Genomic DNA, 24495 nt, shown 5'->3' on the forward strand with positions numbered 1-24495 from the left:
GAATATCGATCAGTCCGGGCAGGCCGAGGGCTTCCCAACGTCGTCGCACGGCGTCAGCGTCGGCGGGTGAAAAGGGTTCGGGCATCACGTCATCGGTACACACGATTCCAGGCTATTCGCGTGACTATTCGGTCGTCGAGGAAGGCGTGCGCGACCGGATACGGATATGGGAACAATTCCGCGATAAGTACTTCACCATGCAACTAAGTCGGTAATGTCCGATATCGCACACCCGCCGCGGGTACTGCGCAACAACTTCAGGAGGCATTATGTTTGGTCTGGAATCGCTTCTGCCGGGCGTGATCGGCGGAGTGCTCGGCGGCAATGCGCGGGCGCGAAGAACAGCCTCGGATCGACGGGCAACAGCGTCGCGGGCGGTCTCGGCGGCCTGCTCGCCGGTGGCGGTATCGGCGCCTTGCTGAGCGGCGACAGCGTGAACACGCTGGTCCAGGTTCTCAGTTCGGGCGTCGGCGGTGGCGTCGGCGGCGGCATCCTCGCCGCAATCGCCGGAATGGTCCTCAAGGGCAAGAACTAAGACGAACCGAAGACGTCGCCGATCGTCTCGGTCACCGGCCGGAACGTCACGCCCAGTGCTTCGGCGACGCTGTTGTCCGGGTTCGGCGGGTAGAGCAGGTACTGCGCCGCAGTCTCGCTGAGCTGGCCCAGCTTGGCCGGAACGTGTGTCGGAAAGCGGTCGGCAAGCGCACCCAGGCCGATCAACGCCGTGTTGGGGATCGGCAGGTAGCGCACCCGTTTGCCCGACGCATCGCTCAGCGCTTCCGCGAGCCGTGCGCCGCTGATTCGGTGTCCGCCGGCCACGACTCGGCGCGCGCCGCGCCCCGGTTCGAGCAATCGCGCGTGCAGGTCGGCGAGGTCGCGCACGTCGACCAGCGTGAGGCCGGCGGTGCGGCCGAGCACCCCGACGGCGGCCAGGGTGTACAGCGCGTCGCCGGCCTCGCCGAGATGGCCGGCTGCAGCGGGGCCTGCTACGCCCGCCGGGTAGGTGATGGCGATCGGCGCCCCGTCGTCTTGGAGAGCTCGCACGTACTCCTCGATCGCCGTCTTGGCCCGTCCGTACGCTCCGGCGCCGCCCGTCACCGGAAGGCCCTCGTGCAACACGGCGTCGGTCGGGGTCCACAGCACCGCACAGCTCGACACGTGCACGATCGGGTCGATGCCCGCCTCGACGGCTCGCCCGATCACGTTGCGGGCGCCGTCGGTGTTACGCCGGACGAGCGCTTCTTCACCCTCGGCGTCGGTGCCGTGCAGTGCGACCTCGGCTGCGGCGTGGACGACCGCGTCGCACCCGTCGAGCGCTTTCGCGACCGTCGCCGCGTCGGTGATGTCGCCGACGACCAGGTCAGAAGCGTCGAAACCGAAGAAGGCGGCGGTGCGCGCCAACTTGTCCGGATTGCGGACGAGGAAGCGAATGTCGTGCCCTCGCTCATGTACGGCCCGCGCGGTCCAGCCGCCGACGAACCCGGTGGCGCCGGTGATCATGACCCGCATGGTGTCCCTCCCTTCGCGCACCCGGTCTCACCTGGGGCTTGTCACAAAACTAGAACGTGTTCTAATATTGACTAGAACACGTTCTAATTCTGCCGGAAAAGTCCAGGCCGGGGGCGGATATTCGCGATACGCGGGGTGAGTGAGAGTGACAGCCATGGTCATCGACAAGCCGGAGTCGTCGGCGCCGGGAGCCCGATGGGATCCCGCGTGGGTGGCCCGGGTGCTCCCGCTGCTGCGCACGATCGCCAAGTCGTACTTCCGCTCGGAAGTCCGCGGCATGGACAAGGTGCCCGACGGGGGAGTTCTGCTGGTCAGCAACCACTCCGGCGGGCTGATGGCCTACGACGTTCCGCTCCTCGCGGTCGCGTTCGCCGAGGAGTTCGGCGACGACGAGTGGTATCCCGGCGGTCATGTCGCGCACGTGTTCTCCGGTACGGTCCGCGAGTTGACCGACCAGTTCCTATCCGAGCGGCCCTGAAGAGGCGGGTCTCGATACACCCGACTCGCGGGCTCGTCGGGCACTCGACCACCGAAACGGGTAGGTCTCGATACGCCGGTTCGGCTGGTGCCTCACCGGCACTCGACCGCCTGCAACATCGGTGGTCGAGTGCCGCCCGAGCTTGCGAGGCCGGTGTATCGAGACCTGGTGACCCGACGATGCCAGGCTGCTAGTCGTGGTCGGCGGCGACGGATTCGGGCAGGAGATAACGATTCGCGTCGGCGAGGATCTCGTCGCGATCCTCGGCCAAGGCGAAGCCCGCGCTGATCGCGGTGTCGGTGGCCGCGGCATAGGCGGTCAGGTACTCCCTCGACGACCCGTACCGGGCCGCCAGCGCGTCGTCGGGAATCGGCTTCGTCGATCCGAACAGCAGGCATATTCGCGAAACCGGTTCGGACACAACGCCGCTCAACACCTGGGTCGGTACGTCGACGCACGGTGTGCGGACCCCGCCGACGACATTGCCGACGTCGTCGACGGCGAACGATAGCTCATCGGAGTCGCCACCAACGACCTTCAGCGGCTCGGCGATCGGCGGGGGAGGCCCGCCGCGCGCCCACGAATCCAGATGCCGCAGGGCGGCCCGCAATACGAAGCGTTGCTGACCGCGGTTCACCGGATCGGGACAGCCGAGGTATTCCTCGAACGGGCCGATCTGCGCCAGATCGGCATGCGAGGACCCGGCCACCTCCCAGATGCGCAGGAGATCGGTATCGGGTTGGCGCGCGAGAACGAACCGGAAGTTGGTGAGGACGTCGGTCTCGGTCTGCACGATGAATACCGGCGTTCCGATGTCCGGGATCGTGGCAGGTGGACCGTCGAAAGCCTCGGCGATGTCGGCCGGTGCGCCCACCTCGCCGAGTGGCAAGCCGGCCACAGCGCGACTGTGGATCAGGTACCCGTCGAACACTTGGTGCGCGGCGGCGAACGACCGCACGTAGGTCGTCAGGGCCATGGCGGACTGCGACTCGCCGACGGCGAGCGCACGGTCGACGCCGAGTCCGGCGAGCGGCCCGCCCCCGTTGCGCAGGGCCGCCCCGACCGCGGCGAAGATGTCGTAGCAGTAGGCGTCACCGGGATGGTGCATCCCGGCGTAGCGCTGCGGGTCTTTGGCCGCGAGCCCGCTCGGACCGGTGTCGACGCCGACGGAACCGGTGCCGCCTTCGACCCCGGTGTACTGCGCGGAGACTCCAGCCCAGGCATGCCCGGCGCGCACGAGTTCGCCGGCGACATAGGTGTATTCGGGAGCGGCGTCCGCGCCACTGCTGACGTTGAGCCACTCGACGACCAGCGTGCCGCTGAACTTTTCGGGCGCAGCGGGGCGGCGGACGAGGATCCGGGTGGTGAACGCGGCCGGCGGTGCGGCACCGTCCGGGCTGAGCCCGGGCACGACACCCTTGGCCGCGTACTCGGTCTCGGTGTAGCCGTGTGCCGCCAAGTCGGGCCCCGGCGTCGCGCTCATCAGCGAGTGGCCGCCGCCACCGGTGAGCTCGGCGAACTCCACGTTCACTGTTGTTTCTGCGCTTTGCGCCAGTTCTTGATGGCCGTGCCGAAGACGGTGTTCATCTTGGTACCCACCGGCCATCCGGCGTAGTAGCAGAGGAACAGTGCGATCTCCTCCAGTTGCTCAGGCGTGAGTTCGGAATTGCCCAGCGCCGCGCCCGCCTGGATCTCCGCGACGTCGGTGTGGCCGTTCCCGGCCAGCAGGCCGAGCAGTAGCAGCCGCCGATCCCGATTCGACAGGCCCTCTCGAGTCCAGACCTCGGCGAACAGCTGGTCGGCGGTGTGCGCGAAATGCAGACCCGGTCCGTCCGACATCTCCCAGCCGTAGACCTCCGACATCTTGTCCACGCCCCGCTTGCGCTGCGGGGTGCCTTCGCCGCCGACGGCCGTTCCTGAACTCATGCTTGCTCTCCCTTGTCTTCGGTGTGTACGTCGCCCGGGTTCTCGACGATGCCGAGGCCCGCGGCCAGGTTGGCGCGGGCGATCGTGCCCAACGGCAGGTCGACGTCGAGCCGGCGGCCGAGTGCCAGCGCCAGGTCGAGGTCCTTCTCGCCCAAGTTGACCACGTGGGTGAAGACGCCGTGCCAGAAGTCGTCGGGCTCGATGGGGGCGGTCGTGTCGCGCAGCATGATCGCCCCGGCTCCGCCGGTGATCGCGTCCGTGTGGCGCACGACCTTGCCGAGCTTCACCAGGTCGATGCCCGCCGCCTCGGCCAGTCGCGACGCCTCGGTGGTCGCCGTGAACGAGATGAAGTGCAACAGATTGCGCGCCAGCTTCATCCGCGTGCCGGCGCCGACGTCGTCGCCCGCGTGCACCACCATGTCGCCGGCGAGTTTGAACGGTTGTTTGACCCGGTCGTACGCCGCCCGCGGTCCGCCGATCATGATTGCCAACCGGCCCTGCTCGGCCCCTGGAGCCCCACCGGAGATCGGTGCGTCGAGCAGATGCACGTCCTTCTCGGCGCAGGTCGCCGCCAGGTCGATCGCGGTCTCCGGGCCGATCGTCGAATGGACGGTGATGATCGTGCCGGGCTTCGCCGTCGTGAGGAGTTCGCCGACGACGGAGCGGACCTGCTCGTCGGTGACGACGCAGATGCCGATGATGTCGGCCCGCTCGGCGAGCGCGGCGACCGAATCCGCCTGGGCCGCACCGGCGCCGACGAGCTTGGCGACCGCGTCGCCGGAGAGGTCGAAGACGGTGAGCCCGCCGGGCCATACGGCCAGGCGCGCGGCCATCGGACCACCGATGTTGCCCAGGCCGATGTAGCCGAGGTGAACGGTTGAGTCCTCGCTCATGGCCGGTAGACCTGCCCGCCGTCGACGTTGAAGATCTGGCCGGTGATCCAGTTGGCCTCGTCGGACAGCAGGAACTTGCACATGCCGACGTGATCCTCGGGCTTGCCGAAGCGCTTGAGCGGCAACTGCTTCACCATGTCCTCGACCATCTCGATCGGCGTGGTGGTGCGGGTGGCCTCGGTGTCGGTGGGGCCGGGGGCAATCGCGTTGACGCGAATGTTGTTGCCGCCCAGCTCCGTTGCGAGCTGGAATGTGAGGTTGTTGATTCCCGCCTTCGCCAGGCCGTAGAAGCCGCTGTAGAGATAGGCGGCGGTCGACGACTGGTTGACGATGGAGCCGCCGTCCTTCATGTGCGGGTAGACGGCACGCGTCACGGCGAGCGCACCGTCGAGGTTCACACTCATGAACTTCTTGTAGTAGTCCCACGGGACGGTGATCAGGAAGTCGAGCTTCATCCCGCCGTAGATGGCGGCGTTGTTCACCAGGCCGTTGATGTTGCCGTAGCGCTCGACCGTGGCTGCCGCGAGTGCTTCGGCGGATTCGGGGTCGGAGACGTCGGTGTGCACGTAGAGGCCGCCGATGTCGGCGGCGACCTTCTCACCGGCCTCGTCGTTGAGGTCGGCGACGACGACGTTCGCCCCCTCCTCGGCCAGCCCGCGGGCGTAGCCCTCGCCGATACCACCGGCCGCGCCGGTGACGATGATGGTCTTTCCGTCGAAACGTCCTGAGCTCATGGGGTTTTCCTATCTATTGGTGGTTGTCAATGGGTGGTCGGGTCGGGTCGGGTTGCGGTGGTCTCGATACGAATCCCTCGCTGCGCTCGTGATTCACTCGACCACCCAGGGGGACGATGCGCTCGACCACTGCGTGCTGTTGGTCTCGATACGAATCCCTCGCTGCGCTCGTGATTCACTCGACCACCCAGGGGGACGATTCGCTCGACCACCTGGCAATCTCGACCACCTGGCAATCTCGACCACCTGGCAATCTCGGCCACCTGGCAATCTCGACCACCTGGCAATTCGGTGGTCGAGTGCCCGACGAGCTTGCGAGTCGGGTGTATCGAGACCACGGCGAGGCGACGTCGTCGACGCGACCACGGCGATCACGCCGGCCTCGCGACGGCTTTGGACTCGAGGTACTCCTCGAACCCGGCCACGCCCATCTCGCGGCCGATGCCGGACTGCTTGTAGCCGCCGAAGGGGACATCGGCGGCGTACCAGATGCCGCCGTTGACGCCCATCGTCCCGGTGCGCACCCCGTCGACCACATGCTTGATCCGCTCCTCGTCGGTGCCGTAGACCATTCCCGACAGCCCGTACGGCGAGTCGTTGGCGATGCGGATGGCGTCGTCGTCGCCGTCGTGCGGAATGACGACCAGCACCGGGCCGAAGATCTCCTCCTGGGCGACGCGTGCCGAATTGTCGAGGCCGGAGATGAGCGTCGGCTCGACGAAGAAGCCCTTGTCCTTGCCCGCGGGCCGACCGCCACCGATCTCGATCTTGCCGCCCTCGTCCTTCGCGAGCTGGATGTAACTCTCCACGCGCTCGCGCTGCTTGGCCGAGATCAGCGGGCCGCAGATCGTGCCCGGCTTCGACGGATCGTCGGCGGGCAGTCCGGCCATGGCGTCGCGGGTCGCGGCGATCGCGTCGTCGAGCTTCTCGCGCGGCACCACCAGACGAGTGGTGATCGCGCAGCCCTGCCCGGCGTGGGTGACGACGTTGAACGCGGCCATCGAGCAAGCGCCGGCGAGGTCGGCGTCGTCGAGGACGATGAACGCCGATTTGCCGCCGAGTTCGAGGAACACCTTGGTCAGGTTCTGCGAGGCCGACGCCATGACCTTGCGGCCGGTGTCGGTGGAGCCGGTGAAGGAGACGATGTCGACGCGGGGGTCGACGACGAGTTGCTCGCCGAGCGCGTGGTCGGACGACGTGATCACGTTGAGCACGCCGGGCGGGAAATCGGTCTCCTCGGCGACGACCTTGCCGACTAGCGCCGCCGCCCACGGCGTATCGGGAGCGGGCTTGAGGACGACCGTGCAGCCGGCGGCCAACGCCGGGCCGATCTTGGCGAAGTTGATCTGGTGGGGGAAGTTCCACGGGGTGATCGCCCCTACGACCCCGGCCGCCTCGTAGCGCACCTCCCGCACGTTCGGGATCCCCATGGGCTTGGCCTCGCCGAGCGGCCGGGTCCACTCGTAGTTCTCGGCGAGATCGGCGAAGTAGCCGAGATCGTTGACCGGCCCCTCGAACTGCGGGCCGCCGGTGAGGAAGCTCGGGCAGCCGATCTCCTCGGTCGCCAGCGCGCGGAACTCCGCGCTGTGGGTCAGCAGGGCATCGCGCAGCTGCCGCAGACACTTCGCGCGGAACGCGTGGTCGCGGGACCAATCGGTGGTGTCGAACGCGCGCCGCGCCGCGCCGATCGCAGCGTCGAGATCGTCGGGACCGGCGTCGGCGGCGTTGCCGATCACCTCCTCGGTCGCCGGGTTGACGACTTCGAAGGTGCCGCGTGAACCGGGGACGAGCTTCCCGTCGATCAGCAGCTCTGAGCTGGTTTCGGGGCGCAATGCCATGACGTTCTCCCTAGTCGAGGGGTCGGATACTCGGCGGCTGGGCCGCCGTCTGGACAAGTGTCTAGACGCAAGTTCAAACATAGTGTAGCGTGGCTCACATGTCCACACCGGTGCCTATTTCGGTTTCCCAGGAATCCACCCGTCGACGCCTCTCGGCGCAGCAGGCGGAGACGGTTGCCAAACTCACCGACGCGGCCGTCGACGTGCTCCGCACCGACGGTTTCGACGGCCTGACGGTGCGGTCGGTGGCCAAGCTCGCCGGGGTCGCGCCGGCGACGGCGTACACCTACTTCAGCTCCAAGAGTCACCTCGTTGCCGAGGTGTTCTGGCGCCGGCTGGCCGAGGGGGTCCCCGAGCCCGACATGGCCAAGACGCCCACCGAGCGCGTCATCGCGTTGCTGCGTTCGGTCGCGCTCGTCGTCACCGGGGACGGCGACCTGGGCGGCGCCGTGACCGTCGCCCTGTTGGGCACGGACCCGGATGTCGAGCACCTGCGGCTGCGCATCGGCGGATTCATTCGCCGCCAGCTCGCCGCCGCACTCGACGTCGACCCGGAGAACCCCGGACCCGTCGTCGAAGCGCTGGAAATGCTGTATGCCGGCGGCCTCGTCCACGCCGGGATGGGCCACATGTCCTACGAGGACACCGCCGACCGTCTGACCGAGGCCGCGCTGCTCGTGATGCCCGGCGACGGCCGCTAGCAGACCAATCGAACACCCACTGCCCCCAATGAGATTCAGCCCCCAAGGAGCATCCGTGAGTACCACCATCGCGGGGATGGAACAGCGACTGCCGTTCGACCCGTACGCCTATGACTTCCACGAGGACCCGTATCCGACATACGCGCGATTGCGCGCCGAGGCGCCGGTCTACTACAACGCGACCCTCGATTTCTGGGCGCTCTCGCGGCACGAGGATGTGCGCAACGCGTTCCGCGACAGCGTCGCCCTCTCGAACGCCTGGGGCGTATCGATGGACCCGAGTGCCTACGGCCCCGATGCGTCCAAGTCGATGTCCTTCCTGGCGATGGACGACCCGAAACACATGCGCATTCGCAAGCTCGTCTCCAAGGGCTTCACCCCGCGCCGCGTCAACGAACTCGCCGAGAGCATTCGCGCGCTTACCAAGTCCCACTGGAACAAGTGCCTGGAGATGGGCGAGTTCGACTACGTCACGGACTTCGCGGGCAAGCTGCCGATGGATGTGGTGAGCGAACTGCTCGGCGTCCCGGTCGCCGACCGCGCCTACCTGCGCGAGCAGTCCGACCTGCTCATCCACCGCGAGGAGGGCGTCCTCGACATCCCCGAGACCGCCGTCCACGCCTTCCTTGGCCTCTACACCTACTACACCGATCTCCTCGCCGACCGTCGCAAGAACCCCGGTGAGGACCTCGTCTCGGCACTGCTCGACGCGGAGATCGTCGATACGGAGACCGGTGAGAACGTGAAGCTCGCCGACGACGACATCGTCGGTTTCATGTTCCTCATGGTCGTCGCGGGCAACGAGACCACGACGAAGCTCCTGGCCAACGCCGTCTACTGGGCACACCAGAACCGCGGCCAGCTCGACCGGGTTCTGGCCGACCCGGACATCGTGCCGCTGTGGACTGAGGAAACGCTGCGCTACGACAACTCGACGCAGATGGTGCTGCGCCGTGTCGTCGAGGACGTCGAGTACGGCGGCACGGTGATCCCCGCCGAGCACCGCGTCCTCCTGCTCGTCGGCTCGGCCAACCGCGATGTCGAGGTGTTCGGCGACGACGCGGACGAGTACATCCTCGGCCGCGACGTCGGACAGAATCTGATGAGCTTCGGTATCGGCACCCACTTCTGCCTGGGCGCGCACTTGGCGCGGCTGGAGTCCAACATCGGGCTCGACGAGGTGGCGCGCAGCGTGCGCGACTACGAACTCGACCTCGACCGCGCCGTGCGAGTCCACTCGGTCAACGTCCGCGGTTTCGCCAATCTCCCGATGAAAGTGCAGGCCCGCTGATGGCGAAGTTCCAGCCCCACCCCGACCGTCGACCGGTGTTCGTCGCCGGTGCCTCGTCGGGGATCGGCGAAGCCACCGCCCGTTGGCTGGGCGCCGCCGGCTACCCGGTGGTCCTCGGTGCCCGCCGCGTCGAGAAGTGCAAGGAGATCGCGGAGGCGATCATCGCCGACGGTGGCGAGGCCATGGCCGTCGCCCTCGACGTGACCGACGACGATTCGGTGCTCGATGCGGTGCGCACCGCCGAATCCGATTGGGGCCCAATCGAGGTCGCGATCGCCGGTGCCGGTGATCTGGGCATCGGGAGGGCGCACGAGATCTCCGTCGACAAGTGGGCCGAGCAGATCGACATCCACCTCGTCGGCGCCTTCCGCCTCTACCGGGCGATCGTGCCCGGCATGATCGCGCGTCGCCGCGGCGACTTCGTGTTCATCGGCTCCGATGTCGCCGTCCACCCCCGGCCCTGGTCGTCCGCCTATGTCGCCGCCAAGACCGGTGTCGACGGTCTGGTGGCGACCGTGCAGATGGAACTGGAAGGAACCGGCGTACGCGCGAGCATCATCCGGCCCGGTCAGACCATCACCGGAATGGGTATGAACCTCGACCAGGAACAGACCACGGCGATGCTGGAGGACTGGATTTCCTTCGGCCTCGCCCGCCACGGCAACTTCCTGGCGCCGGAGAACCTGGCCCAGGCCATCGAAGCCATCGTCGCCATGCCCCCCGGCGCGCACATGCGCGTCGTCGAGGTCGAGGCCGAAGGCAAGCTCACCAAATCTCAGTCCGAGAAGTGAAAGGCCCATCATGACTACCCAAACACTGCCCAAACGGGTGTCCGGCGGTGACGGCGAGCACGGTCATCTCGACGAGATGTCCGCCGACCCCATCGAATTGTTCTGGCGTGTGCGACGCGAGTGCGGCGATGTCGGCATGTTCCAGCTCGCCGGGCGCGAGGTCGTGCTGGTCTCGGGTGCGACCGCGAACGAGGAGTTTTTTCGGGCGCCCGACGAACTCCTCGACCAAGCCGCCGCCTACCCGTTCATGACGCCGGTCTTCGGCGAGGGCGTGGTGTTCGACACCAGTCCGGAGGAACGGTCGAAGGCACTGCACAACCAGGCGCTCAAGGGCGCCCACATGAAGCAGCACGCCGTGACGATCCCGCTGGAAGTGGAGCGGATGATCGCCGACTGGGGCGACGAGGGCGAGATCGATCTGCTGGAGTGGTTCGGCGAGCTGACCCTGTACACGTCGTCGTCCTGCCTGATCGGCAAAAAGTTCCGCGAGCGCCTGTCCAAGCGGATCTCCGAGATCTACCACGACCTCGAGCGCGGCACCGACCCCTACGCGTACGTCGACTACAACGCCGACATTGAGAGCTTCCGCCGGCGCGACGCCGCGCGTGCCGAGTTGGTCGAGTTCATGTCGGAGGTGCTGGAGGACTACGAGGCCAACCCGCCGGCCGACAAGGAGGATCGCGATCTGCTCGACGTACTCGTGTCGCTGAAGAACGAGGACGGTTCCCCGATGTTCAGCGCGGACACGGTGACCGGCATGTTCATCTCGATGATGTTCGCCGGGCACCACACCACGCAGGGAACGTCGGCGTGGACGCTGCTGGAGTTGCTGCGCCATCCGGACTTCATGGCCGACGTCGTCGCCGAGCTCGACGACATCTACGAGGACAAGGGCGAAGGGAAGCCGGAGTACTCGTTCGCGGCGATGCGCCAGATCCCGCTGCTGGAGGCCGGCATCAAGGAGACGCTGCGCCTGCACCCGCCGCTGATCATTCTCATGCGCCTGGTCCGGGAAGACTTCGAGATCGAGGGCTCGCTGGTGAAAGCCGGTCAGTTGATCGCGGTGTCCCCGGCGGTCAACAACCGGCTGCCCGAGGACTTTCCCGACGCGGATGCTTTCGACCCGCACCGCTACATCGATCCGCGCCAAGACGACATCATCAATCGCTGGACGTGGATTCCGTTCGGTGCCGGACGTCATCGCTGCGTCGGCGCGCAGTTCGCGATGATGCAGATCAAGGCGATCTTCTCGGTGCTGCTGCAGAACTATGAGTTCGAGCTGGCGCAGGACCCGGAGTCGTATCACAACGACCACTCGAAGATGGTCGTCCAGCTGGCCCAGCCCTGCCGAGTGCGCTACCGCCGTCGCGCGACCGCGTAGACACCCGGACTGGTCAAAGGAGGAGCCATGCGAATCGAAGTCGACCTGGACCTGTGCCAGGGCCACGGCATGTGCGAGATGGAGGCCCCCGAGGTCTTCGAGGCGCATCGCGACTACGTGGAAATTCTCGACAAGGAGCCCGACGAATCGCTGCGGCCCGCAGTCGAGGCCGCCGTCCGCTACTGCCCGACCCAAGCTCTTCGGATCGTCGAAGACTGAGGTCGTGTAGGTGGTCGTGTCGAGACCCTGGGAGGTCGAGTGCCGTCGAGGCGCCAGCCGAGACGGTGTATCGAGACCATCGCAAACCGAAATACCAACACAACCGAAGGAACACAGATGACCGACATCACCGCCGCTACCAGTCTCGGCCCGTTCGACCGCGCCGAACTGGAGGACATGAAGGAACGCTGGCTCAAGGCCAACATCGAGGCAGAGGAAGCGGGCGACTGGAAGCCGCTGGCGGACTTCTACACCGAAGACGCCACCTACGGCTGGAACTACGGTCCGAAAAAGGATTTCATGGCCGTCGGTCGTGACGAGATCCGAGAGATCGCGCTCGGGCAGGAGATGGAAGGGCTGGAAGGGTGGACCTACCCGTACCAGACCTGGGTCATCGACGAGAAGACCGGCGACATGATCGGCCTGTGGAAGCAGGTGTACGAGGGCAAGCGCGCCGACGGCTCGAACTATGCGCTCACCGGCATCCAGGGCAGCTGGTTCAAGTACGGGGGCGACTTCCAATTCGCTTGGCAGCGCGACTTCTTCGACTACGGCAACGTCAGCGCGTTGTTCATCGAGATGATGACCGATAAGGCGATGAGCGACGGCATGCTCGCGCGGGTGGAGAAGGCCGCTCCGGGGAACCTGCCCGGCTGGTACGACTTCGGCACCGCGCCCGTCCCGTTCTGGTGAATCCGATGACCGACACAGCCCGTCGCGAATCGGCCTACACCGACTTCTCGTCGTCGCAGCTGGCGACGCTGTTGCCCGAGCTGCTGCTCTCGGGGCAGCTGATCGACCGCAGCGGCATGGCCCACCTGATTTCCGCGTTCGGCCGCGAGGTAATGACCCAGATCGCCATCGAGGAATGGATGGCGGCGAGCCCGGTCTACACCGGACGGATGCGGGCGGCGCTGGGCATCGACGGCGACGGCGTGGTCGACATGTTCAAGTGCCTGCAGCTCGACATCGGTGCGCCGCCGCAGTTCATGGACTTCCGCTACGTGGTGCACGACAAGTACCACGGGGGATTCATCCTCAACCATTGCGGCGCGCTCGTCGATGTCGAACCGATGGGCGAGGACTACGTCACGTCCATGTGCCACGACATCGAGGACCCGACATTCGACGCGACGGCGATCGCGACGAACCGCCGGGCCCGTATCCGTCCGGTACACCGACCGCCGCGCGTGCCCGCCGATCGGCACCCGCATTGCGAGTGGACCGTGACCATCGAGCCCGATCGCGAAGAACTCCCGCTCCCGGAGTTCACCGTCCCGATGCTCGAAACGGCCGCCGCCACCGTCGAGTTGAGTCCTATCGATCAGTCCGCGACCGACGGTCACGTCGACTACCGGGGCGATCTGGTCGAGGATCTGGTGTTCGGCGACTTCGCTCACACGGCGCTGGTCCGCCTCGCCGAAGAGGTGGCGCTGCAACATCATCTGCTGGCCATCGGGTTCCGGTTGTCGGTGCTGCGCAGGGCCGGCGACGAGCAGGCGCGCGAGATCACCGGCAAGCAGCTGATCGGCATCGCCGGTATGACGTCGGAACGTTTGCGCGACGCACTGTCGTTGGGGGACAGCGCATCTGACCTGGTCACCGTCCTGCGAGCGCACCCGATCCTCGGACCGAGGCAGTACACCGGTGTGGTGGTCGAGGAAGCCGGCGACGGGGTGCGCATCCGGATCCCGCAGGATTCGCCTGCGATCGGCGACGGCGGGTGGATGGATCTGCTCGGTCCGGAGTGCACCGCTCCGCTCGACGCGATGGTGCGCTGCGTCGACGCGCGGTGGGGCGTCGTCTCCGTTTCGCTCGACGAGCGCGAGTTGGTCGTCGACATCGCCCGGGGGGAGCCGGGCAAGGAGCCCGGCGAGGTGGCGATCGTGCGGTTCTCGACCGGTTCGACCTTCGAGTTCACCAACCGCGGGCGCGCCATTCCGATCACGCCGGTGGGCTGAGGTGGAGAACAGCCTGGGCGGTCGGGTCGCCGTCGTAGCCGGTGCGACGCGGGGCATCGGCCTCGCCGTGGCGTATGCGTTGTCGGGGGCCGGGGCGTCGGTCGTCGTGAACGGGCGCGACGCGCGGGCCGTGGACGCGGCCGTCGACGAAATCGTGGGCGGCGGGGGAGCGGCCGTGGGCGTCGTCGGCCCGGCGTCGGAGGTTGCCGAGGAGATGGTCGCGACCGCGCTCGACCGGTTCGGCGCTCTCGATGTCGCGATCAACTGTGCGGGCATCGCGGAACCGGCTGGTTCGTCGGTCCTGTCCATCACGCGCGAGCAGTTCGAGCAGCAGATCGACGCGCATCTGATGAGCGCGTTCGCTCTGACTCAGGCTGCCGGTCGGGTGATGGTCGAGCAGGGGGCGGGGTCGATCGTCCTGACCGGTTCTGCCGCGTCGTACGGGATGTTCGGCGGCAGCGGCTATCCGGCGGGCAAGGGCGGTGTGACCGCGCTGACGCTGGCGGCGGCCGCCGACCTGCGGCCGTCCGGGGTGCGCGTCAACGCGGTTCTGCCCGGTGCGCGGTCGAGGTTGTCCACCGGCGACGACTACGTACGCCACATCGAGGGTTTGCACGAGCGGGGGATTCTCGACGACGGGTTGCGTGACGCCGCGCTGGATCCGGCGCCGCCCGAGTATGTCGCGCCGCTCTACGTCTTCCTGGCCAGCGAAGCGGCGTCGGGGGTCACCGGCCAGATCTTCAGTGCTGCAGGCGGTTTCATCGGACGCTACGAACCGGCGCAGCCGTCGTTCATCGCCTACCGCGACTTCAAGGATTCCGCGCCCTACAGTCTCGCGGAGCTGGCGAACCTGCTGGCGTAGGGGATTGGCGCGTTCGGCTTGCGAGGTCTCGATACGGCTTCTCGGCTAGCGCCTCGAAGCCACTCGACCACCGAATGTCGCGCGCTCCGTAGGTGGTCGGGTGTCAATCAGGTGGTCGGGTGTCAATCGGGTGGTCGGGTGTTACTTGGGTGGTCGAGTGCCCGACGAGCTTGCGAGTCGGGTGTATCGAGACCTACGCCTTGCGGGCCAGGCGCTTCTTCTCGCTCTCGTTGATCGCGGCGAACAGGCGCTTGCGCTTGGTGTTCTGGAAGGCGGCGCAGCGCCAGCGATCGGGTTCGCGCACGAAGACGTAGGTCTGCACCTTGTCGAGCTTGATGCGGGAGCCCTTGCCTATGCCGCCCTCGGTGACGACGATCGCGACGTCGGGGCCGAGCTGCTTCACGTCGACGACCTTCAGCGACATCTTGCTGCCCTTCTGCCACCGCTCGAACAGCGGAACGTGGTCGTCGCGAATCGCCTCGCGGCCGACGGTGAGGGTGCCGATGAAGATGACGTAGGTCGCGTCGTCGGTGAACTCGGCGGCATACGCGCCGGGGTCGCCGGCGTCCCACGCCGCGCGCATCCGTTCGAGCGATTCGCCGATTCCGGCCGGTATCTGTGGTTCCATCAGCCGTCCTTTCAATAGTGCAAGTTGCCATATCTAATATGGCGCGGTGCACTAATCGCTGTCAAGCCTCGTAGACTCTCGTGCGTGACCACCGACGAGCGCGGCCTGAGCCGCGAGGAGCGGGATCTTCCCGCGCTCGCCGTCCTGGCTCTCCTCACGCTCGGGCCGCGGCACCCGTACGACATCCACCGTTTCGTGGTGCAGACCCGCAAGGACTTCGTCACCGGAGCGCCGCGCAGCATCTACCACGCGGTGCAGCGGCTGCAACGCGGTCACCTCATCGAACCGATCGGCTCGGAGCAGGACGGCGGCCGCCCGGAGCGGACGGTGTTCGCGCTGACCGACGCCGGGCGCGCGGAGGGCCGGCGCCGCGTCGCCAAGCTGCTGGCGACACCGCAGCCCGATCGCACGCTCACCGTCGCGGCGCTGTCCTTCCTCGGCATCCTGTCCCGAGACGACGCGCTGCTGGCGTTGCGGGCCCGAATCGCCGCTCTGGCATCCGATCTCGCGGTGAAGGAATCCGAGCTGGCCGAGGCGGGGGGTCTGCCGCCGATCCTGCTGATCGAGGCCGAGTACGAGTGCGACCAATTGCGGGCCGAGAAAGCGTGGGTCACCGACCTGTCCGGGCGACTCGAATCCGGTGAACTGCCCTGGGTGCCCAGCGGCCCCCTATCCTCAGATCTATGACAACCGAATCAGTTGCCCAGGCGCTGCTCGACGCGCAGGTCGCCTGGACGATCCACCGCCTCACCGGCGACGAACTACCCGAACTGGCCACGCAAGCCGTCGACGACGTGCTCGCCGTCGCCGAGAACGCCACGATCAGCGCGCTGGCGGATCCGGAAATGGTGAAGTCCTTCGCGCGCATGATCGCCAAGAACGTGCCGCCCAGCACCGCCGCGTCGACGTTGGTCGAGCACAGCGCCGAAGTCGTGATGTCCAACCCGGCCGGGACCTACACCCTGCGCGAGGTCATCGACCGAGACAACGTCGAGCGCATCACCGACGAGGTCCTGGCGTTGACGCCGCTGCTGGAGAGTGTCCTCGACGACCTGACGCACAGTCCGATGACGGCGGCGATCGCATCGCGGTTCGTCGGCCGCATCGTCAACGACGTCCTGGCGGGCAACCGGGCGGTGGCCGAGAAGATCCCCGGAGTCGGTTCGCTCGTCTCGTTCGGCACGAAGGCGGCGGGTAAAGCGATCGGCAAGACCGGCGAGCAGTTCGAGGCGATGTTCAGCGACACCGCGGCCAAGGGCGCGGAGTTCGCCATGGGGCGCCTCAACAAGATCATCGTCGCGACGATGAAAGACCCGTCGACGCGGTCGGCGATCCTCGAAGTGTTCGACCTCTATGCCGACAAACCGATCGGACGGCTCGACAAGGTCATCACACTCGACGACGCGAAGCGCATCGGCGGTCTGGGACAGGACGTCGCCATCGCCGGAGCCGTGTCCGAGCCCGCGCTCAAGCTCGTCGATGCGCTGATCGACGGCTTCTTCACCGTGTACGGCGACTACCCGGCCGCCGACCTGCTCGACGAACTCGACATCACTCGCGACGACCTGGTGTCGTACGCGGTCCAGGGCGCGCCGCGGTTGTTCGACGCGGTCAAGCAGTCGGGCGAACTGGAACGCATCGTCCGCGAACAGCTCGCGCCGTTCTTCGAGTCGCCGGAGGTCGTCGCGATCCTCGACGGGAAGGCCTCGTGACGTACGAGCCGAAGAACGCGTTCGACGCGTTCGCGATCCGCATTGTTCCCGACGTGGATCCGATCACGATGACGCAACCGCTCGGCACTCGGGTCGTCGATCACCGGGGGCTCGTGGACCTGCCGGCGCTGATGGTCCTCTTCGACGATCTCGGCGGGTTGCCGTTCGCGCTCGCCGACCGGACGACGTCGTCGCTGCAGGCGCGGCTGACCGTCTCGTCGGGTGCTCGACCGGCCCGCACCGACGTCCTGCGCGGCGACAGCCGGCTGACCATGTCCGACGAGGGGCTGGGATCCACCCGGGTCGACATCGTGCGCGGCGAAGACGCGGTGGCCAGCGGATTCGCCCGCAGCGTCCGCGTCGGGCGAGCCGTCATCGGGGAGTCCGAGGTCGTGGTCGGCGAGACGCTGCCCGCACCCGACGAGGCGGAGTTGCCGCCGCCGATCGACCCGGCGTTCAGCGGCGCCGACATCGTTGCGGCGATCGCCGACGGTGGTCTGCGCATCGGTCCTCTCGCCGAGCTGCTGGGCGGCACGATCGTCGACCCGAATCCCGAGGCGCTGCGATTCGCTGTTCCGGCGGTCGCGTGGATGGGCAACTTCTTCGGCACGATGCACGGCGGGATCATCGGCACGATCGTCGCGCAGGCGGCGTCGCTCGGCGTTGCCGCGAATATGCGGGCGGGCACCGGGTACCAGCTCGTCGATTTCACCGTCGCCTTCCTGCGTTCACCGGCGGTCGACGGCCAGCCGGTCACCGCCACGGCGACGCCGGCGAAGCTGGGGCGGCGACTGTCGACCGTCGACGTCGAACTGCGCGCCGCCGACGGGACTCTTCTCGCGCGAGCGACCGCCGACGCGAGGTGTGATCTCTCGGGCTGAGCCGGCGCCGATCGGCCGCCTATCTGGCGTGCGGCAGTGTGGACGGAGTTGCGCGGCCCGGCGGGTAGGGCTGACCAGCGGGCGCGGCCGGGATTTCCAACGGGTCTTTGAGGTAGCCGGCGGTGAACAGCAGCGCGCCGGCGATCGTCACGCCGACGGTGAGGGTGATCTGCCCGTGCTGGCGCTCCGGGCCGTAGGTAGTGGCGGGCGTTCGGCTGGTGCACGTCATCGTCGTGGTGCCGTCGGTGACTCCGACAGAACTTTCGCATCGGATGTCGCTTCGGCTCTCCTCCTCGGAGGCCAAGTACAAGAGCCACAGCGTGAGTACCAGACCCACGACGAACATCAGCCCGCCGAGCAGCATCAGCAGGACAGCGGACGTTCTGATCTTGGTCGTCATCCCGTCAGATTATTGGGTCTGGAGCATAGGCTGGAGCGGTGACTTCATTCGTGCTGGTCCCGGGTGCCGGCGGGCAGGCGTGGTACTTCCATCGACTGGTTCCCGAACTCGTTGCGCCGGGGCACGACGCGGTGGCGGTGGATCTGCCGGCGACCGATGACACTGCCGGGTTGGCGGTGTACGCGGACCACATCGTCGCGGCGGCACCTCCGGGTCCGGTTGTCCTCGTCGCCCAGTCGATGGGCGGGCTGAGCGCGCCGTTGACCGTCGACCGGCTCGACGTGGAGGGCATCGTCCTGCTCAACGCCATGACGCCGCGACCGGGGGAGACGGGCGGGGACTGGTGGTCCAACACCGGGCAGGGCGATGCAGCACGGCAGATGGCCGTCGACGAGGGGCGTGACCCGGACGCGCCCTTCGATCCGTGGGAGATCTTCTTCCACGACGCCGATCCCGATCTGCTCGCCGAAGCACAGGCCGCGCCGCAGCCGGACCAGTCCGAGCGGCCGTTCGACGATCCGTGGCCGCTGGACGCGTGGCCCGACGTACCGACGCGGTTCATCGCCGCTCGCGACGATCGCCTCTTCCCGTTGGACTTCCAGCGCAGGGTCGTGGGCGAACGCCTGGGCATCGACGTCGAGACCGTGCCGGGCGGACACCTCGCCGCGCTGACCCAGCCGACCGCCGTCGCCGAGCTGTTGATGCGGTAGGTGCCCACTCGGCGTAGGTGAGGTGCCCACTCGGCGTTTCCACGGTGGTCGAGTGCCGTCGAGCCGCTAGGCGAGATGGCGTATCGAGACCAGGCGAGCGTATCGAGACCAGGCGAGCGTATCGAGACCAGGCGAGCGTATCGAGACCAGGCGGCGCTCATACGGTGGTCGAGTGCCGTCGAGCCGCTAGGCGAGATGGCGTATCGAGACCCATAGAGACGCCGGCGCTCACCATAAAACAATCATGCGTGCTTGCTTTTTTCGCGCGACCGTGTGACGCTGAAGACATGTCAGCCGTAGCCGCGATCGTGGCCGACCTCTCGGCCGAAAGCGATGCCCTCGACGACCTCGTCGCGGATCTGTCACCCGAACAGTGGGCCTCTTCCACCCCCGCCGAGGGATGGACCATCGCCCATCAGATCGGCCATCTCCTGTGGACCGACCGCGTCTCGCTCATCGCCGTGACGGACGGCGAGGGGTTCCAGGAGCTGCTCACCGAGGCCGCCAAGGACCCGATGGGCTTCGTCGACGCGGGCGCCGACGAGGAAGCCGCCCGTCCGCCCGCCGACCTGCTCGCGGACTGGCGCAAGACCCGCGCCAAGCTCGGCGGCGCACTCTGCGGGGTGCCCGACGGCACGAAGCTCCCGTGGTTCGGCCCGCCGATGTCGGCCGCGTCGATGGCCACCGCCCGGATGATGGAGACCTGGGCCCACGGGCTCGACGTCGCCGACGCCCTCGGCGTCGTGCGCGAGCCCACCGACCGGCTGCGCCACGTCGTCCATATCGGTGTCCGCACCCGCGATTTCGCCTACATGGTGAACGGCAGGCAAGCACCGGCCGAGCCGTTCCGCTACGAGATCACCGCGCCGAGCGGCGAGCTGTGGACCTGGGGCCCGGAAGACGCGTCCGACATCGTGCGCGGGTCCGCCCTCGACTTCTGCGAACTGGTGACCCAGCGCCGCCACCCCGCCGACCTCGACGTCACGACTGTCGGCGACGACGCGGCCGACTGGGTGACGATCGCACAGTGCTTTGCCGGCCCGCCCGGATCGGGCCGGGAACCCTCCGGGAAACAGGGAGACGACCAGTGACGAACACCGTCCGAATCGGCAACATGTCCGGCTTCTACGGCGACCGCTTCACCGCCATGCGCGAGATGCTCGAAGGCGGTGAACTCGACTATCTGACCGGTGACTACCTCGCCGAGCTGACGATGCTCATCCTCGGTCGCGACCGTTTGAAGGATCCGTCGCTCGGCTACGCCAAGACTTTCCTCCGTCAGCTCGAGGACGGCCTCGGCCTCGCCCTCGACAAGGGCGTCAAGATCGTCAGCAACGCCGGCGGCCTCAACCCGCACGGTCTGGCGGTGGCGATCCGCGGACTGGCCGACAAGCTGGGTCTCGACGCCCAGGTCGCGTTCATCAGCGGCGACGACCTGGTCAAAGACGCGGCCAAGCTGGGACTGGGAGACCCGCTGACGGCCAACGCCTACCTCGGTGCCTTCGGCATCAAGACGGCGCTCGACCGCGGTGCCGACATCGTCGTCACCGGCCGCGTCACCGACGCCTCCCTCACCGTCGGACCGGCGGCCGCCGCCTACGACTGGGACTACCAGAACCTCGACGAACTCGCCGGCGCCGTCGTCGCCGGCCACATCATCGAGTGCGGAGCCCAGGCCACCGGCGGCAACTACTCCTTCTTCACCGAAATCCCGATGGGGCACCTGGGCTTCCCGATCGCCGAGGTCAGCGCCGACGGATCGTCGGTCATCACCAAGCACGACGGAACGGGCGGTGCCGTCACCGTCGGCACCGTCACGGCGCAGTTGCTCTACGAGGTCGGCGGGCCGCGCTACCTGAATCCGGACGTCACCACCCGCCTGGATTCGATTGAGCTGGAACAGATCTCGCCCGACAGGGTCGCCGTGCGCAACGTGCGCGGCGAGAACCCGCCGCGCGACGTGAAGGTCTCGCTGAACTTCCTCGCCGGCCTGCGCAACGAGGTCGACGTGGTGCTCACCGGCCTCGATATCGAGGCGAAGGCGGCGCTCTTCGAAGAGCAGCTGAGGGCCGCGCTGCCGGAGACTCCCGCCGAGCTGAGCTTCGACCTCTCGCGCACCGACCGCCCGGACGGCACCACCGAGGAACAGGCGAGCGCGATGCTCCGCGTCGTCGCCCGCGATACCGATCCGAACAAGGTCGGCCGCCCGTTCTCGTCGGCCGTCGTCGAGCTGGCGCTGGCGAGCTATCCGGGCTTCACCCTCATGGCACCGCCCGGAAATGCCGCTCCCTACGGAGTCTTCGAACCGGGATACGTCGACGCGGCGCTCGTTCCGCACCGGGTCGTTCAGCCCGACGGCGTCACCGTCGCGATCGAACCGTCGTCGCAGCGGGGCGACGTCCCCGCCGACGAGGACTCCGTCCCGCCCACCGGCGCCGATTTCGGCCCGACGACGATTGCTCCGCTCGGCCGGATCGCCGGTGCGCGCTCGGGTGACAAGGGCGGCAGCGCCAACATCGGCGTCTGGGTCCGTTCCGACGACGAGTTCGCCTGGCTCGACCAGACTCTCACCGCCGACCTGGTCCGCGAGCTGCTGCCGGAGGTCGCCGAGCTGACCATCCGCCGCTACGCGCTGCCCAACCTGCGCGCGGTGAACTTCGTCATCGAGGGCGTCCTCGGACGCGGAGTGGCCGACCAGGTGCGCTTCGATCCGCAAGCCAAAGGTCTGGGCGAATGGCTCCGCTCGCGCCCGGTCCCGATTCCCGCCAAGTTCTTGCCCGCGAACGCCGACAAGGAGAACTGATGCCGTTCACCTCGCCGCTCTGGGATTCCCCCGAGCGCCAACAACTGCGCGCCACCGTCGCCGACTTCACCAAGCGCCACATCCTGCCCCACCAGGACGACTGGGAGCGCGACGGACTCATTCCGCGTGAGACCCACCTGGCCGCCGCCGAACTCGGGCTGTTCGGTCTGGGCATCCCCGAAGAGGTCGGTGGATCTGGCGGCGACCTGGTCGACGCCACGATCATGGCCGAGGAAATGCTGTACCTCGGCACGTCCGGCGGCGTGATGGCGTCGTTGTTCACCAACGGGATCTCGTTGCCGCACCTGGTCGCCGCGGGCGATCCGGAGCAGATCGACCGCTGGGTGCGGCCGACGCTGGCCGGCGAGAAGATCGGCTCGCTCGCGATCACCGAGCCCGGCGGCGGCAGCGACGTCGGGCATCTGCGCACCAAGGCGGTGCGCGACGGCGATGAATACGTGGTCAACGGATCGAAGACGTTCATCACGTCGGCCGTGCGCGCTGACTTCGTCGTCACCGCGGTCCGCACCGGCGGCGACGGTGCGGCCGGAGTCTCGCTGCTCGTCGTGGAGAAGGGCACACCGGGCTTCACCGTGGCGCGCAAGCTCGACAAGATGGGCTGGCTCGCCTCGGACACCGCCGAGTTGTCGTATGAGGACGTGCGCGTCCCGGTCAGCAACCTCGTCGGTCCCGAGAACTCCGGATTCGCCCAGATCGCGGCGGCTTTCGTGACCGAACGGTCGGTGCTGGCTACGCAGGCCTACGCGGCCGCCCAGCGCTGCCTGGATCTGACGCTCGACTGGGTGCGCAACCGGGAGACGTTCGGGCGCCCGCTGATCTCACGGCAATCGGTGCAGGACTCGGTCACCGAAATGGCCCGACGCATCGACGTCGCGCGAACCTACTCGCGGGCTGTCGTGGAGGCCAAGGTCGCCGCCGACGCGGCCGGGGGAGGACCCGATCTGGTCGCCGAGGTCTGCTTCGCCAAGAACACGGCCGTCGAGACCGGCGAATGGGTCGCGAACAAGGCCGTGCAGCTCTTCGGCGGCATGGGGTACATGCGCGAATCCGAGGTCGAACGCCAGTACCGCGACATGCGCATCATCGGCATCGGCGGCGGCACCACGGAGATCCTGACCGGACTGGCCGCGAAACGATTGGGGTATCAGGCATGACCGTTCTGCAATCGAAGCTCGACACGACCGGCGAGGCCTACGAAGAAGCGTCGTCGGCGATGCTCGAGAAGCTCACCGAGCTGCACACCGAGTTCGAGAAGGCGCTCGCCGGCGGCGGTGAGAAGTACGTCGAGCGGCACCGCAAGCGCGGCAAGATGACGGCGCGCGAGCGCATCGAGATGCTCGTCGACCCGGACAGCCCGTTCCTCGAGCTCTGCCCGCTCGCGGCCTGGGGCTCCGACTTCCAGGTCGGCGCGTCCCTGGTCGTCGGAATCGGCGTCGTCGAGGGCGTCGAATGCATGATCGTCGCCAACGACCCGACCGTCCGCGGCGGCACGTCGAACCCGTGGACGCTGCGCAAGAGCTTGCGCGCCAACGCCATTGCCCGCGAGAACCGGCTGCCGTGCATCGCACTGGTGGAATCGGGCGGTGCCGACCTGCCGACCCAGAAAGAGGTGTTCGTCCCGGGCGGGCAGATGTTCCGCGACATCACCCGGCTGTCCGCCGAGGGCATCCCGACCATCGCGCTGGTGTTCGGCAACTCGACCGCCGGGGGTGCGTACATCCCGGGGATGAGCGACCACACCGTGATGATCGACGGTCGCTCGAAGGTCTTCCTCGGCGGCCCGCCGCTGGTCAAGATGGCCACCGGCGAGGAGAGCGACGACGAGACCCTCGGCGGTGCGACCATGCACGCGCGGGAATCCGGACTCGCCGACTATCTCGCCGTCGACGAGCAGGACGCCCTGCGCATCGGCCGGCGCATCGTCGCCCGCCTCAACTGGCGCAAGAAGGGGCCGGGGCCGGTCGGCGCGTCGATCGAGCCGCGGTACGACGCCGAGGAACTCCTCGGCATCGTGCCGTCGGACCTCAAGATTCCGTTCAACCCGCGCGACGTGATCGCCCGCATCGTCGACGACAGCGACTTCGACGAGTTCAAGCCGGAGTACGGGAACTCGCTATGCACCGGGTGGGCGAACATTCACGGCTACCCGATCGGCATTCTCGCGAACGCGCAGGGCGTGCTGTTCTCGGCCGAGTCGCAGAAGGCGACCCAGTTCATCCAGCTGGCCAACCAGTCCGACACCCCGCTGTTGTTCCTGCACAACACCACTGGCTACATGGTGGGCGCCGAGTACGAGCGCGGCGGCATCATCAAGCACGGCTCGATGATGATCAACGCGGTGTCCAACTCGAAGGTCCCGCACATCTCGCTGTTGATGGGCGCGAGCTACGGCGCCGGTCACTATGGCATGTGCGGTCGCGCCTACGACCCGCGGTTCCTGTTCGCGTGGCCGAGCGCGAAGTCGGCCGTCATGGGCGGCGCCCAGCTCGCTGGCGTCGTGTCGATCGTCTCCCGTGCGGCCACCGAAGCCCGCGGCGGGACCGTCGACGAAGAGGCCGACGCTGGGATGCGCGCGATGATCGAAGCGCAGATCGAGAAGGAATCGCTGCCGGCGTTCCTTAGCGGAATGCTCTACGACGACGGGGTGATTGACCCGCGCGACACGCGCTCGGTGCTCGGCATGTGCCTCTCGGCGATCCACAACGGCGACGTCTCCGGCGCCGACGGCTACGGCGTCTTCCGGATGTGAGGCGGAC

At 67.6% G+C, this 24495-nt stretch carries 26 protein-coding genes; 18 read left to right on the plus strand and 8 right to left on the minus strand.

What is annotated here, in order from left to right; genetic code table 11:
- Positions 1-214 precede the first annotated feature (214 nt).
- Entirely contained in the window at positions 215-535 is a 321-nt protein-coding gene (locus tag GOARA_RS19415; protein ID WP_007322552.1) for a hypothetical protein, read from the plus strand.
- Here GOARA_RS19415 and GOARA_RS11525 read toward each other — a convergent pair.
- The gene (locus GOARA_RS11525) at positions 532-1500 is read right to left on the minus strand and encodes an NAD-dependent epimerase/dehydratase family protein (RefSeq protein WP_245548421.1); all 969 of its coding nucleotides are present in this window, start codon (positions 1498-1500) and stop codon (positions 532-534) included. The genes GOARA_RS19415 and GOARA_RS11525 overlap by 4 nt on opposite strands.
- A gap of 148 nt (positions 1501-1648) precedes the next feature.
- Between GOARA_RS11525 and GOARA_RS11530 the strand changes: the two genes are divergently transcribed.
- The gene (locus GOARA_RS11530) at positions 1649-1987 is read left to right on the plus strand and encodes a lysophospholipid acyltransferase family protein (protein WP_211599502.1); all 339 of its coding nucleotides are present in this window, start codon (positions 1649-1651) and stop codon (positions 1985-1987) included.
- Between the two features lie 190 nt (positions 1988-2177).
- Here the strand turns inward: GOARA_RS11530 and GOARA_RS11535 are convergent, their stop codons facing one another.
- From GOARA_RS11535 to GOARA_RS11555, 5 genes are all read right to left on the minus strand, one after another.
- Positions 2178-3512 carry an alpha/beta hydrolase domain-containing protein gene (locus GOARA_RS11535; RefSeq protein ID WP_007322555.1) on the minus strand — a complete coding sequence of 445 codons (1335 nt, stop codon included), beginning with the start codon at positions 3510-3512 and terminating at the stop codon, positions 2178-2180.
- A 2-nt stretch (positions 3513-3514) separates the two neighbouring features.
- Entirely contained in the window at positions 3515-3913 is a 399-nt protein-coding gene (locus GOARA_RS11540; RefSeq protein ID WP_007322556.1) for a carboxymuconolactone decarboxylase family protein, read from the minus strand.
- Positions 3910-4806, minus strand: coding sequence for an NAD(P)-dependent oxidoreductase (locus GOARA_RS11545; RefSeq protein ID WP_007322557.1), 897 nt, complete (start codon positions 4804-4806; stop codon positions 3910-3912). Before GOARA_RS11545 ends, GOARA_RS11540 begins: the two co-directional genes overlap by 4 nt.
- The gene (locus tag GOARA_RS11550) at positions 4803-5540 is read right to left on the minus strand and encodes an SDR family oxidoreductase (protein ID WP_007322558.1); all 738 of its coding nucleotides are present in this window, start codon (positions 5538-5540) and stop codon (positions 4803-4805) included. Before GOARA_RS11550 ends, GOARA_RS11545 begins: the two co-directional genes overlap by 4 nt.
- Before the next feature lie 371 nt (positions 5541-5911).
- Positions 5912-7378: an aldehyde dehydrogenase gene (locus GOARA_RS11555; RefSeq protein ID WP_007322559.1), complete on the minus strand. Its 1467-nt coding sequence runs from the start codon at positions 7376-7378 to the stop codon at positions 5912-5914.
- Between the two features lie 98 nt (positions 7379-7476).
- Here GOARA_RS11555 and GOARA_RS11560 point away from each other — a divergent pair, with 98 nt between their 5' ends.
- The 8 genes from GOARA_RS11560 to GOARA_RS11595 all read left to right on the plus strand — a co-directional run bounded on the left by GOARA_RS11560 (position 7477) and on the right by GOARA_RS11595 (position 14584).
- Positions 7477-8079 carry a TetR/AcrR family transcriptional regulator gene (locus GOARA_RS11560; RefSeq protein WP_007322560.1) on the plus strand — a complete coding sequence of 201 codons (603 nt, stop codon included), beginning with the start codon at positions 7477-7479 and terminating at the stop codon, positions 8077-8079.
- Positions 8080-8107: 28 nt separating this feature from the next.
- The gene (locus GOARA_RS11565) at positions 8108-9370 is read left to right on the plus strand and encodes a cytochrome P450 (RefSeq protein WP_040522946.1); all 1263 of its coding nucleotides are present in this window, start codon (positions 8108-8110) and stop codon (positions 9368-9370) included.
- Positions 9370-10161: an SDR family oxidoreductase gene (locus GOARA_RS11570; protein ID WP_007322562.1), complete on the plus strand. Its 792-nt coding sequence runs from the start codon at positions 9370-9372 to the stop codon at positions 10159-10161. Before GOARA_RS11565 ends, GOARA_RS11570 begins: the two co-directional genes overlap by 1 nt.
- 10 nt (positions 10162-10171) lie before the next feature.
- Positions 10172-11542 (plus strand): cytochrome P450, encoded by a 1371-nt coding sequence (locus GOARA_RS11575; protein WP_007322563.1) that lies wholly within the window; start codon positions 10172-10174, stop codon positions 11540-11542.
- A gap of 27 nt (positions 11543-11569) precedes the next feature.
- A complete protein-coding gene (locus GOARA_RS11580; RefSeq protein WP_007322564.1) occupies positions 11570-11761 on the plus strand; it encodes a ferredoxin in 192 nt (63 codons plus the stop codon).
- Positions 11762-11878: 117 nt separating this feature from the next.
- Positions 11879-12454, plus strand: a complete 576-nt coding sequence (locus GOARA_RS11585; RefSeq protein ID WP_007322565.1) for a Cif family virulence factor — start codon at positions 11879-11881, stop codon at positions 12452-12454.
- Between the two features lie 5 nt (positions 12455-12459).
- Positions 12460-13722, plus strand: a complete 1263-nt coding sequence (locus GOARA_RS11590) for a hypothetical protein (protein ID WP_007322566.1) — start codon at positions 12460-12462, stop codon at positions 13720-13722.
- 1 nt (position 13723) lies between these two features.
- The gene (locus tag GOARA_RS11595; protein WP_007322567.1) at positions 13724-14584 is read left to right on the plus strand and encodes an SDR family NAD(P)-dependent oxidoreductase; all 861 of its coding nucleotides are present in this window, start codon (positions 13724-13726) and stop codon (positions 14582-14584) included.
- A gap of 193 nt (positions 14585-14777) precedes the next feature.
- On the opposite strand, the gene GOARA_RS11600 is transcribed toward GOARA_RS11595, so the two are convergent.
- Positions 14778-15212 (minus strand): SgcJ/EcaC family oxidoreductase, encoded by a 435-nt coding sequence (locus tag GOARA_RS11600; protein WP_007322568.1) that lies wholly within the window; start codon positions 15210-15212, stop codon positions 14778-14780.
- An 84-nt stretch (positions 15213-15296) separates the two neighbouring features.
- Between GOARA_RS11600 and GOARA_RS11605 the strand changes: the two genes are divergently transcribed.
- From GOARA_RS11605 to GOARA_RS11615, 3 genes are read left to right on the plus strand one after another with little or no spacing between them, the layout of a single operon-like run.
- The gene (locus GOARA_RS11605) at positions 15297-15899 is read left to right on the plus strand and encodes a PadR family transcriptional regulator (RefSeq protein ID WP_007322569.1); all 603 of its coding nucleotides are present in this window, start codon (positions 15297-15299) and stop codon (positions 15897-15899) included.
- The gene (locus GOARA_RS11610; protein ID WP_007322570.1) at positions 15896-16924 is read left to right on the plus strand and encodes a hypothetical protein; all 1029 of its coding nucleotides are present in this window, start codon (positions 15896-15898) and stop codon (positions 16922-16924) included. The genes GOARA_RS11605 and GOARA_RS11610 overlap by 4 nt, the downstream gene beginning before the upstream one ends.
- On the plus strand, positions 16921-17805 hold the full coding sequence (locus GOARA_RS11615; protein ID WP_007322571.1) for a PaaI family thioesterase: 885 nt from the start codon (positions 16921-16923) through the stop codon (positions 17803-17805). The genes GOARA_RS11610 and GOARA_RS11615 overlap by 4 nt, the downstream gene beginning before the upstream one ends.
- 19 nt (positions 17806-17824) lie before the next feature.
- Here the strand turns inward: GOARA_RS11615 and GOARA_RS11620 are convergent, their stop codons facing one another.
- A complete protein-coding gene (locus GOARA_RS11620; protein WP_007322572.1) occupies positions 17825-18205 on the minus strand; it encodes a hypothetical protein in 381 nt (126 codons plus the stop codon).
- Positions 18206-18243: 38 nt separating this feature from the next.
- Between GOARA_RS11620 and GOARA_RS11625 the strand changes: the two genes are divergently transcribed.
- From GOARA_RS11625 to GOARA_RS11645, 5 genes are all read left to right on the plus strand, one after another.
- The gene (locus GOARA_RS11625) at positions 18244-18915 is read left to right on the plus strand and encodes an alpha/beta fold hydrolase (RefSeq protein ID WP_007322573.1); all 672 of its coding nucleotides are present in this window, start codon (positions 18244-18246) and stop codon (positions 18913-18915) included.
- Between the two features lie 287 nt (positions 18916-19202).
- Positions 19203-20006 carry a TIGR03084 family metal-binding protein gene (locus GOARA_RS11630; RefSeq protein ID WP_040522949.1) on the plus strand — a complete coding sequence of 268 codons (804 nt, stop codon included), beginning with the start codon at positions 19203-19205 and terminating at the stop codon, positions 20004-20006.
- Complete coding sequence (locus tag GOARA_RS11635; RefSeq protein ID WP_007322575.1) at positions 20003-21718, plus strand: acyclic terpene utilization AtuA family protein; 1716 nt, start codon at positions 20003-20005, stop codon at positions 21716-21718. The genes GOARA_RS11630 and GOARA_RS11635 overlap by 4 nt, the downstream gene beginning before the upstream one ends.
- Positions 21718-22893, plus strand: a complete 1176-nt coding sequence (locus GOARA_RS11640) for an acyl-CoA dehydrogenase family protein (protein ID WP_007322576.1) — start codon at positions 21718-21720, stop codon at positions 22891-22893. Before GOARA_RS11635 ends, GOARA_RS11640 begins: the two co-directional genes overlap by 1 nt.
- Positions 22890-24488: an acyl-CoA carboxylase subunit beta gene (locus GOARA_RS11645; protein ID WP_007322577.1), complete on the plus strand. Its 1599-nt coding sequence runs from the start codon at positions 22890-22892 to the stop codon at positions 24486-24488. The genes GOARA_RS11640 and GOARA_RS11645 overlap by 4 nt, the downstream gene beginning before the upstream one ends.
- Positions 24489-24495 lie beyond the last annotated feature (7 nt).

Origin of the sequence: Gordonia araii NBRC 100433, from assembly GCF_000241265.1 — a bacterium.
Lineage (GTDB): Bacteria > Actinomycetota > Actinomycetes > Mycobacteriales > Mycobacteriaceae > Gordonia > Gordonia araii.

Coding starts and splice junctions, on each gene's coding strand:
- GOARA_RS11565 (WP_040522946.1), top strand. CDS start 8,108: ATGAGATTCAGCCCCCAAGGAGCATCCGTGAGTACCACCATCGCGGGG.
- GOARA_RS11580 (WP_007322564.1), top strand. CDS start 11,570: ATGCGAATCGAAGTCGACCTGGACCTGTGCCAGGGCCACGGCATGTGC.
- GOARA_RS11560 (WP_007322560.1), top strand. CDS start 7,477: ATGTCCACACCGGTGCCTATTTCGGTTTCCCAGGAATCCACCCGTCGA.
- GOARA_RS11540 (WP_007322556.1), bottom strand. CDS start 3,913: ATGAGTTCAGGAACGGCCGTCGGCGGCGAAGGCACCCCGCAGCGCAAG.
- GOARA_RS11600 (WP_007322568.1), bottom strand. CDS start 15,212: ATGGAACCACAGATACCGGCCGGAATCGGCGAATCGCTCGAACGGATG.
- GOARA_RS11620 (WP_007322572.1), bottom strand. CDS start 18,205: ATGACGACCAAGATCAGAACGTCCGCTGTCCTGCTGATGCTGCTCGGC.
- GOARA_RS11525 (WP_245548421.1), bottom strand. CDS start 1,500: ATGATCACCGGCGCCACCGGGTTCGTCGGCGGCTGGACCGCGCGGGCC.
- GOARA_RS11545 (WP_007322557.1), bottom strand. CDS start 4,806: ATGAGCGAGGACTCAACCGTTCACCTCGGCTACATCGGCCTGGGCAAC.
- GOARA_RS11645 (WP_007322577.1), top strand. CDS start 22,890: ATGACCGTTCTGCAATCGAAGCTCGACACGACCGGCGAGGCCTACGAA.
- GOARA_RS11555 (WP_007322559.1), bottom strand. CDS start 7,378: ATGGCATTGCGCCCCGAAACCAGCTCAGAGCTGCTGATCGACGGGAAG.
- GOARA_RS11640 (WP_007322576.1), top strand. CDS start 21,718: ATGCCGTTCACCTCGCCGCTCTGGGATTCCCCCGAGCGCCAACAACTG.
- GOARA_RS11610 (WP_007322570.1), top strand. CDS start 15,896: ATGACAACCGAATCAGTTGCCCAGGCGCTGCTCGACGCGCAGGTCGCC.
- GOARA_RS11550 (WP_007322558.1), bottom strand. CDS start 5,540: ATGAGCTCAGGACGTTTCGACGGAAAGACCATCATCGTCACCGGCGCG.
- GOARA_RS11585 (WP_007322565.1), top strand. CDS start 11,879: ATGACCGACATCACCGCCGCTACCAGTCTCGGCCCGTTCGACCGCGCC.
- GOARA_RS11575 (WP_007322563.1), top strand. CDS start 10,172: ATGACTACCCAAACACTGCCCAAACGGGTGTCCGGCGGTGACGGCGAG.
- GOARA_RS11570 (WP_007322562.1), top strand. CDS start 9,370: ATGGCGAAGTTCCAGCCCCACCCCGACCGTCGACCGGTGTTCGTCGCC.
- GOARA_RS11630 (WP_040522949.1), top strand. CDS start 19,203: ATGTCAGCCGTAGCCGCGATCGTGGCCGACCTCTCGGCCGAAAGCGAT.
- GOARA_RS11590 (WP_007322566.1), top strand. CDS start 12,460: ATGACCGACACAGCCCGTCGCGAATCGGCCTACACCGACTTCTCGTCG.
- GOARA_RS19415 (WP_007322552.1), top strand. CDS start 215: ATGTCCGATATCGCACACCCGCCGCGGGTACTGCGCAACAACTTCAGG.